The sequence below is a fragment of the Okeania sp. SIO3B5 genome (genome assembly GCF_010692555.1).
GTDB lineage: Bacteria > Cyanobacteriota > Cyanobacteriia > Cyanobacteriales > Microcoleaceae > Okeania.
In genome coordinates this window covers 1-10,247 of sequence record NZ_JAAHHG010000361.1, presented here as the reverse complement: position 1 = coordinate 10,247, position 10,247 = coordinate 1, and the positions used below count along the sequence as shown (strand labels likewise).

The 10,247-nt window shown below is 38.3% G+C and carries 7 protein-coding genes; 1 reads left to right on the top strand and 6 read right to left on the bottom strand.

Annotated elements, in window-relative coordinates:
• Window positions 1-582 precede the first annotated feature (582 nt).
• From F6K54_RS31845 to F6K54_RS31820, 6 genes are all read right to left on the bottom strand, one after another.
• Complete coding sequence (locus F6K54_RS31845) at window positions 583-1,068, bottom strand: DUF3368 domain-containing protein (RefSeq protein WP_293086921.1); 486 nt, start codon at window positions 1,066-1,068, stop codon at window positions 583-585.
• Window positions 1,069-1,073: 5 nt separating this feature from the next.
• Complete coding sequence (locus tag F6K54_RS31840) at window positions 1,074-1,313, bottom strand: hypothetical protein (protein WP_293086918.1); 240 nt, start codon at window positions 1,311-1,313, stop codon at window positions 1,074-1,076.
• A gap of 177 nt (window positions 1,314-1,490) precedes the next feature.
• A complete protein-coding gene (locus tag F6K54_RS31835; RefSeq protein ID WP_293086915.1) occupies window positions 1,491-2,045 on the bottom strand; it encodes a Uma2 family endonuclease in 555 nt (184 codons plus the stop codon).
• Window positions 2,046-2,225: 180 nt separating this feature from the next.
• A complete protein-coding gene (locus tag F6K54_RS31830) occupies window positions 2,226-5,018 on the bottom strand; it encodes a trypsin-like peptidase domain-containing protein (RefSeq protein WP_293086912.1) in 2,793 nt (930 codons plus the stop codon).
• Window positions 5,019-5,724: 706 nt separating this feature from the next.
• Window positions 5,725-6,294 (bottom strand): COP23 domain-containing protein, encoded by a 570-nt coding sequence (locus F6K54_RS31825; RefSeq protein ID WP_293086909.1) that lies wholly within the window; start codon window positions 6,292-6,294, stop codon window positions 5,725-5,727.
• A gap of 800 nt (window positions 6,295-7,094) precedes the next feature.
• Entirely contained in the window at window positions 7,095-7,265 is a 171-nt protein-coding gene (locus tag F6K54_RS31820; protein ID WP_293086906.1) for a hypothetical protein, read from the bottom strand.
• A gap of 477 nt (window positions 7,266-7,742) precedes the next feature.
• Between F6K54_RS31820 and F6K54_RS31815 the strand changes: the two genes are divergently transcribed.
• Window positions 7,743-9,470 carry an EAL domain-containing protein gene (locus F6K54_RS31815; RefSeq protein ID WP_293086904.1) on the top strand — a complete coding sequence of 576 codons (1,728 nt, stop codon included), beginning with the start codon at window positions 7,743-7,745 and terminating at the stop codon, window positions 9,468-9,470.
• Window positions 9,471-10,247 lie beyond the last annotated feature (777 nt).

The following is a 10,247-nucleotide window of genomic DNA, read 5'->3' as shown; positions in this document are numbered from 1 at the left end:
AGCATTCAGCTATTATCCATCAGCTATCAGCAATAAGACCTTGTGCTTTACCGAAGAATTAATAATTAGGGTTTGCTGAAAAAGTCTTATGGGTGAAGGTAGGAGACAGGAGACAACCCACCCCTAACCCCTCCCAGGAGGGGGATAGGAGAAATGGGAATTTGGAGGAGGTAGGAGAGGGCGTTTTGTCCCAAGATTATTCTGCCCAACTCTTGACCAAAATCCTGAATTTTTGAACCATTACCACCTAAAACCTCGCACTTTTTCCAGACATAAAATTACTCAAACCAATACCAGTCAAGACTTTGATATTTAATCAGCAAGCCCTAATTAAATAATTAAATAATTCGCGCCTTGAAGCCTCCCCTTTTAAGGGTAAAAAAGCGGTCGAGGGATGGATGGGTTTCCTAACCATATCCAATCGACCAAGAGAAGAAATAATATTTCCTTATTTTCAATCAAGAGCGGTTTTAACCAGAGGTAATTATCAATTATCAATTATCCATTATCAATTAATGAAGTAAGTCCTGTTAATAAAAAAATCTCCTGTGTGAACAGTATTTTTTTAGTTCAATTCATCTCCTAAACATCACGAAATACAGCATCAAAAATAGAACGGGAAATTCTAAATTTGATGTTAACAAGATTTTGATAAAACTCATCTTTATTACCTATTTCTATTTTTCCCTCCACAGCTAACTTTTTCAAAATTGCTAAAGTTCCCTTTACATTTAATCCTAAATTAGTAGCCATTTTTCTAGCAGCTAAATCGTCTAAAATTACAAAATCAGCTTGTAATTCCGTAGCCAGAGCAATAGTTTCTGATTCACCCCGACCAAAACTCTTATGTAACCGATTAAATAAAGAAGTTAAATTAGTGCTTTGTACTATTAACTTTTCTGCTGCTAATACAGGAGTCAATGCCCGACTAATCTCATCACTTTTAGCATTAATTTCAGTTACAACAGAGGGCGTTATATAAAATTTATAATTGTCATTAAGAAATAATTCTAAAGCTTGCAACCTGACTAAAAAGATGATAGGAGACGAATTAATTACAATTTTCAAAACTTTTACCACCTTTGTTCCTGTTCTATATCCTCAGAAGAAAGATAGGAAAATTCAATGCCTAATAAATCCAAGATTTGCAACAATTCCTCAGCATCAATTCCCATGATTTCTGCACCTTTTCTCAAACTAATTAATCTAGCCATCAAAGCACCTAAAACAAATAAAAACTTTTCCTTTTGTTCGGATTCGACAAAAATTGGTAAAGCACCAGCAATATCTTTAAAATCAAGAGTAGTTGTCATTTCAGTTATAAGTTATCAGTTAGAAATATTATTTATTGTTAAAAACAGAATATTATTAATTATTAGTGGATGAAGATATTAGTAGTCAGATTTCTAATTTGTCTAGTGAACTCGACAGTACAAAGTTTTGAATGGAAAAAAACATTCCCTAAAGTTGGAAAGTGATCGCCTCCCAAATTACTCCCCAAATAATCTCTCGACTGAAACCTCCAGTTCCCTAAACGCCAACGGTACAATTACCCCCTGACTCAAAATTTCTTGGGAATTATAACCTGTATTAGTAGGAGAACGAAATACCACAACTTCCGAATTTTGCAAATTAATCACCCAATATTCTGGAATACCTACTGCAGCATAAATCTTACTTTTCACCTCCAAATCTTTACTCAAAGTAGAATTAGAATATTCTATCAACCAAAATATATTTTCTGGATAGGGGTGATGTTCGCGATAATTTCTACCTAAACGTTGTACAACTGCAATATCCGGTTCAGGTTCGGAATTATTTTGTGGTAAAGTAATAGGCTTACCTTGACGGACTTTAGCGCGTTCCCCCAACAGATATATCAAATATTCTGCTGCTTCATCACTGGTATAAGCATGAAATTCTCCCTCTGGCGCCATTTCTACAATTTCTCCATTCAATAACTCCACACAGCGTTCCACTAATATTCCTGCTGCAATCATTTGATGATATTCGGCAACTGTCCACTTGGCAATAGTCATAGTCATAGCGATCGCTCCTTTTTAATGGATAATTGATAATTGATAATTGATAATTAGAGTATTAGTAGAGTTAGATAGATCAAACTAGGTTGGGTAGAACGAAGTGAAACCCAACAACACCTTTACGTTTTGGGTTTATCCTACGGATAAGCTACGCTAACGTTACCTCAACCCAACCTACGAATACTAACGTGATGACCAGACTCTAATAGTATTGTCCGAACTACCACTAACAATATTCTGCCCGTCTGGGCTTATGGCTACAGACATAACATCGCTGGTATGACCAGTAAGGGTAGATTTAAGTTTTCCTGTTGCTAAATCCCACACTTTGATAGTATTGTCCCAACTGCCACTAACAATAACCTGCCCGTCTGGGCTTATGGCTACGGATTTAACATCGTCGCCATGACCAGTAAGAGTAGCTTTCAGATTCCCTGTTGCTATATCCCACATTTTGAGGCTCCAGTCATCACTACCACTAACAATAGTCTGCCCGTCTGGGCTTATGGCGAAAGAGTTAACATCGTCGTTATGATCAGAAAGAGTAGCTTTCAGGTTCCCTGTTGCCATATCCCACATTTTTATCTCGTACAAACTACGACTAACAATAGTCTTCCCGTCTGGGCTTATGACTACAGACCTAGAACCATGACCAGAAAGGGTAGATTTTATTTTTCCTGTTGCTAAATCCCAAACTTTGATATTGTCCCAACTACCACTAACAATAGTCTGCCCGTCTGGGCTTATGGCTACAGACATAACCGAGTAGCGATGACCAGTAAGGATAGCTTTCAGATTGCCCGTTGCTAAATCCCAAACTTTGATAGTTTTGTCATCACTACCACTAACAATAGTCTGCCCGTCTGGGGTTATAGCTACAGATTTAACATTGTAGTGATGACCAATAAGGCTAGCTTTCAGATTCCCTGTTGCTAAATCCCAAACTTTGATAGTTTTGTCATCACTACCACTAACAATAGTCTGCCCGTCTGGGCTTATGGCGAAAGAGTTAACATCGTCGCTATGGCCAGAAAGGGTAGCTTTGAGATTCCCTGTTGCCATATCCCACACTTTGATAGTATTGTCACTGCTACCACTAACAATAGTCTGCCTATCTGGGGTTATAGCTATAGACTCAACCCATTTCTTATTAACAATAGTAAAGGTAGCTTTGAGATTCCCTGTTGCTAAATCCCACACTTTGATAGTATTGTCAATGCTACCACTAACAATAGCTTGCCCATCCGGGCTTATGGCTACAGAATAAACATCGTCGCTATGGCCAGAAAGGGTAGCTTTGAGATTCCCTGTTGCCATATCCCACACTTTGATAGTGCTGTCATAACTACCACTGACAATAGTCTGCTCATCTGAGCTTATGGCCACAGAACCAACCCCAGAGCTATGACCAGAAAGAGTAGCTTTCAGTTCCCCTGTTGCCATATCCCACACTTTGATAGTACTGTCGTCATATTCACTATCACTATTACCACTAACAATAGTCTGTCCGTCTGGGCTTATGGCTACAGAATAAACATAGCTGCCAAGATGAGTAAGGGTGGTTTTCAGATTCCCTGTTACCATATCCCACACTTTGATAGTTCCGTCCCAACCACCACTAACAATAGTCTGTCCGTCTGGGCTTATGGCTACAGACATAACAGACCAGCGATGACCAGTCAGGGTAGTTTTCAGACTCCCTGTTGCTAAATCCCAAACTTTGATAGTTTCGTCTCTACTACTACTAACAATAGTCTGTCCATCTGGGCTTATGGCTACAGAAAAAACCCCAGAGCCATGACCAGTAAGGGTAGCTTTGAGATTCCCTGTTGCTAAATCCCACACTTTAATAGTCCAGTCACTACTACCACTAACAATAGTTTTTCCATCTGGGCTTATGGCTACAGAACCAACCCCAGAGTGATGACCAATAAGGGTAGCTTTCAGATTCCCTGTTACCATATCCCACACTTTGATAGTATTGTCACCACTACCAGTAACAATAGTCTGCCCGTCTGGACTTATGGCTACAGACCAAACATTGTCGGTATGAAGTGATGTCTTATTAAAAGTGGAGACTTCAGAAATATTAGTAGCGGTGGAAATAGAATGGCGAGTTAGTACAGCCTTCTTAGTTGGAAATGAAGTCGCATTACCATAATTTTTGGGAATCTCATTTTCTCTTTCCTGAGACTTTGAAGCAAAGGGAGTTCCCCTCACCAAAACTTCCTCAACCTCCTCCGACACCATCCGCAAAAAAGTCGAAATCAAAACCCCATCTCCATCTCCACCTTCTTCCACCAACCCCACATGAATACCCACCAACTGCCCCGCCTCATTCAAAACCGCACCCCCGCTCATACCTTCAGATACATCCTCACCAGGTACAGTAGGTTGATAATTCAAATTATTTCCGGCTCGTGGGTTAGTTACCTGAGCGGGAGTAAACTGAAAACCCTCCCTATCGTCAGCTCCAGGCCACCCTCCCACATAAACTCCATCCTCATCATCCAGCAGACTCGCTTCCCCCACCACCGCCACCTCATAATCAGTCAGACTAGCAAACGCCACCACAGCCAAATCTTCATTTGGGTAACGCTTGATAAATTTTAAAGGCAATTCTTCTCCTCTTTTCCCTGGTTTTTCACTGCGAGTAACTACGAAAAGTCCATCATCACTATCAAAAATATGATTAGCAGTTAGCACATAATAAGTCGAATTTTTTTTCCCAATAATGACTCCTGAAGCTTCAGTAATATATTTATCTCCGATCAAAAAATTCTCACTGACAATTTCAACCACGATTTGTTCTGCTAATCTATTTAAAGCAATAATATTTTTAGGAGTACCCGATTTTGTGGCAGTTAAAGTTGATTGTTCTGGTGGTGATAATTGTTGGTTTTGAACGGCTTTTTTACCGCAACTAACCAAGGTGAATGTTGTTAGTATTATTGTTAGTTTGATGATGTTTTTCATTGTGATTGTTTTTGGGTTGATAAAATTACCATTAACCGCCATTAACCGCCATTAACCGCCAAGAATTTCAATCCTTGGCTCATAGCTGAAGTTATCTGAAAGATGACTATAATGTTATTTTGGGGTTGAAAAATTTAGTCATCTTTAGATGACTTTTGCTGTAAGCCAAGAAATTTATTTCTGGGCGGATGAAGAGGCTACCTCTTGTTTTTTAATCAGAGTTTGGATAATTTGACTATAGTCTATTGCCATTTTATAATTTCCTAATTTCGGTGCGTTATGCTTATACAGGAAAATTCCATGTCTTCGGTGCGTTAGCGAAGCGTAACGCACCCTACAAATTTTGCTACAAATAACCTTAACCGCCAAGCCAAGGATTGAAATCCTTGGCTCATAGCTGAAGTCATCTGAAAGATGACTATAATGTTATTTTGGGGTTGAAAAATTTAGTCATCTTTAGATGACTTTTGCTGTAAAACAAGAAATTTATTTCTGGGCGGATGAAGAGGCTACCTCTCTTGTGCAAAAAAGCTTGTTTTTTAATCAGAGTTTGGATAATTTGACTATAGTCTATTGCCATTTTATAATTTCCTCATTTCGGTACGTTACGCTTATACAGGAAAATTTCATGTCTTCGGTGCGTTAGCGAAGCGTAACGCACTACAAATTTTGCTAATCATTTGCACCCCCAAATACACTAATTATTTTATTCAGTACTGGGAGAATTTTTTATCCATTTAGAGACATTAATTGCCTGTAAATTTCCATTGTTTACGAATACCTGACGCGCTCTATGTTTCAGCACTGTACTTGAATTTTTATAACTTGCCTCTCCCAGCTTTCTAATCATTTCTTGAGAGTCATCCCCTGGCAAAAGAGTCATCAAAACATTAGCATCAGGACAATTTACAATATAATTTTTGCTATCCTTAGAAGCACATAATACCGGCCAAGTATTTGCCTTACCAGAAACAATATATTTCAAATCACCTGTATTTTGATTATCCTCAAATTTCTGAGAAACAAGAGGACAACGTTTTTCTGGTGGATACCCTTTAAAAGCATTAGTTTCCCAGATAATTAAAGTTTTCAAAACTGAACTGCCATTGGGTTGTGGGATTCGGGCAATAGTAGCTGGTTTACCCCCATCAGTACCACAGAAAAAACTAGCCTTTCCTCTACTTTGTTGAGCTTGACTATTTTGAACTAGACCAGAAATTACAACTAAACTAAAGCAACTAATAGTCGCCCATTTTGTGACAAATTGAAAATTCATATATCCACTCTTTTCGGAACTAAAGACATAGTAATTGTATACAATTTTTCGTCTAATAGATAGATCAAATTATCATAAATTGATTTTGATAAACTATGAATCTACCGATAAACTTTTTCCTACAAAACTTACTTTCATTAATTGATAATGGATAATGGATAATTGATAATTACCTCTGGTTAAAACCGCTACGGAATTGAAAATAAGGAAATATTATTTCTTCTCTTGGTTGATTGGATATGGCGAGGGGACCCGCTCTTGACAGAGCCGCTCCGAAGATCGCCATCCCTCAACCGCTTTTTTCCCCTTAAAAGGGGAGGCTTCAAGGCGCGAATTGTTTAATTATTAATTATTAGTTATTAATAATTCGGTAATAATGTTGTGACAAATCAAAAAGTAAATAAAAAAATTGAAATTCCTACCTGTTCACTGTTCCCAGTTAAGTGTTCCCTAAAAGCAACTTAAATTTTGTAGACAACTCAAATAGGATTGCTATATATGTAGTGTTTTTCCGTAAATCCTCAATAAATAACCTTTAGCGATCGCCATTACCTATAGCGACAACCCCAGATATTAATTCAGAATGTCTAATATCATTTATCAAAAGTTTTGCTACATTTCCTTGGGAGTAGGGAGTAGGGAGTAGGGTTTAAAGACATAATATATTTTGGATTAATGCCGATAATCCTCTACATTCATTACTGAATCATTATTATTACTTAATAACTGAAATTCCATTAAAACTATAGCATTAATGCATTAAAATGGGTGCATCTCATATTTGCAAAAATACTTTTTTCCTATATATTCCCTGTTCCCTGTTCCCTGTTCCCTGTTCCCTGTTCCCTGTTCCCTAAAAGCAATAAATTTTTGGCTTTATTCACGCATTGAGATGCACCCATTAAAATTGGTATAAATTCTGTATTATTAAATTCATTGTAACCCACATCACGCAAGTCAATTTGTAACATTAAAATTAGTATAAAAATCCCGTATTTACTAGATATCTATACTGTATAAATTATCTTCATTAACCTTTCTTAAGAGTCAAATTTTTGGGAAAATATTACGCATAAATACTCAATTTATACGTTATTATGGCATTGCTGAATTAAGGTATGAAATTAGGTTTATAGGGAATAGGGAACACTTAACTGGGAACAGGGAACAGTTAATATTAACAAGTAGTTCAAACCATCCAAAATACAAAATCAAAAATATAAAATTATCAAATCATACCCAAAATCAGCAACGCCGTTATTATTTTCTTCTGGATTCTGGATTCTGAATTCTGGATTCTGGATTCTGAATTCTGGATTCTGGATTCTGAATTCTGGATTCTGGATTCTGGATTCTGAATTCTGGATTCTGAATTCTGGATTCTGAATTCTGGATTCTGAATAAAGTTAAGATATTAAATGTTGTTAGCTCAATGAGGCAGTCAAAGTATGAAAGCACCAATAATTCTGATCGTGGATGACGAGCCAAATAACTTCGATGTGATTGAAGCCCTGCTCGCAACCTACAATTATGAATTACATTATGCAAAGAGTGGAGAGGCAGCAATTGATTCTCTTGACTCTATTCAACCCGATCTTATTCTCCTAGATGTTGCGATGCCTGGGATGGATGGCATAGTAGTCTGTCAGAAGTTAAAAGCAATGCCTAAGTGGCAATCTATTCCGATCATTATGGTTACTGCCCTGAGCGCCAAGCTGTTTCTATCTCGATGTTTAGAAGCTGGAGCAGATGATTTCATTAGTAAGCCCGTCAACCGTTTTGAACTCAAAGCTCGCGTGGGTTCAATGTTGCGTATTCGCCAACAACATCAGCAATTATCTACCTTCAATGCCTACCTGGAAGCAACTATACAGGAACGAACAGAGCAGTTACAAACTATGATTGCTCAAGATAGCCTAACAAAACTGCCAAGTCGAACCAAGCTCCTAGAGCTATTAGCTGAACGTTTGACTAGGGAAGACTCAACCTTAGCTGTTATTATTCTAGACTGCGATCGGTTCCATTTAGTGAATGGTTCGTTTGGCCACTTATTTGGAGATAAACTACTGGTTGCGATCGCCAAACGATTATTGGAACTGACTCGCCCTAGGGATATTCTTGCACGTCTTGGTGAAGATGCTTTTTGCTGGGTAGTCGATCCCATTCATGAGGCTAATACCGCTGGAATTGATTTGGTAGTTCAAAGGATTAGGAACAGTTTTCATAAACCTTTTCTGGTGGGAGGGTGTGAAATTTACATGACTGCTAGTATGGGGATTGCCTTTAGTCAGGAAACCTGTCAAACAGCGACGCAACTTCTCCAGGCTGCCGATACGGCAATGTATCAAGCCAAGCTTAGAGGTAAGGAAAGTGTTCAAATATTCTCCCCGGAGATGCATACTCGACTTCACGATCGCTTGATCCTAGAAGCAGATCTTCAAAGAGCATTGAATAATCAGGAGTTTACTGCATTTTATCAGCCCATTATTCACCTTGAAACTTTAAAGACAGTCGGCTTTGAAGCGTTAGTTCGTTGGCAACATCCTGATAAAGGTATTATCCCTCCAGGGGTATTTATCCCTTCCATGGAAACCTCCGGTTTGATTGAGCCTGTGGGAATTTTAATTTTTCAAAAAGCTTGTCAGCAGCTGCAAACTTGGCATCAGCAGGGATGGCCAGAGCTAACTATGAGTATTAATGTCTCACCCCGGCAATTTAACTCACCAAACTTGTTAGATGACATTGAGCAAGTGTTGACTGAAACCAAGGTTAATCCAGCCTGTCTGAAGCTTGAAATTACTGAAAGTGCCATCATGGCTAGTGTTGAGAATGCTATTGCCCTGATGAAAGAGTTACAAGCTCGACAGATTCAAGTGAGTATTGACGACTTTGGTACAGGCTATTCATCTTTGAAATATTTAAACTGCTTTTCAGTCAATAATCTCAAAATTGATCGTTCCTTCATCAACGAATTTACCTCAGAAGACAATCGTTATCCGATTGTGAACACAATTGTAGCCCTTGCTCAAGAATTAGGATTATCAATTATTGCAGAGGGTATTGAAACACAACAACAGCTTTTATGGCTCCAAAATCTCAAGTGTGACTTTGGACAGGGCTATTTTTTCTCCAAACCACTTCCAGCAGATGAGATAGAAAGAAAATACTTGAATTAGCAATACTCAATGCTATCATCGGTAGTATAGCCTAACCGTATCTTCATAAATATCAAGTTTTTTTAGCTAGGAGTCAGGAGACAACCCACCCCTATCCCCTCCCAGGAGGGGAGGGAAGGAAGGCAGCGGGAGCTGGAGGCAGGAGGCAGAAGGTTTTCTCAAGAGTGTCACCTTAATTTTATACACGCTCCGATGCTACCGGACATGATATCAGGAGACAACCCACCCCTCGCCCCTCCCAGGAAGGGCAGGGCTGTTTCATTCTTGGTTAAGACTTCAGGGGAGCAGGGGAGCAGGGAGCAGGGGAGAATTTTCCACCCTTTATATCATGTCCGGATAATTAAGTATAATAAAAATGTTTTCTTCTCAATGTTGAAGAAATATCCCAAATTTCCACTCCTATCAAGTCTTCCCTCTTGAATTTACACCTACCACCTAATACCAGTTTGATAAATCTTTGCTACAAATACTTAGGTTACTGTTTAGGAGTCAGGAGACAGGAGTCAGGAGTCATAATAAATGGGTTTTATGCCATTTATCATATAGTAATTTATCTTTTTCCTCCAATAAATATTTCCTACAAATTATTTTAATACTGCTTATTATCTGTAACATTTTTTTTTTGAATTGGTATAACACCTACTACCTACCACCTAAAAACTGTATTATCACTATTCAACCGGACATGATATAATATCATGTCCGGATAAGAGCGTAATAAAAAACTTTCTCCTTCAACTCCAGTTCTTCTTCTTTCTTCCATCCTGACTCCTGACA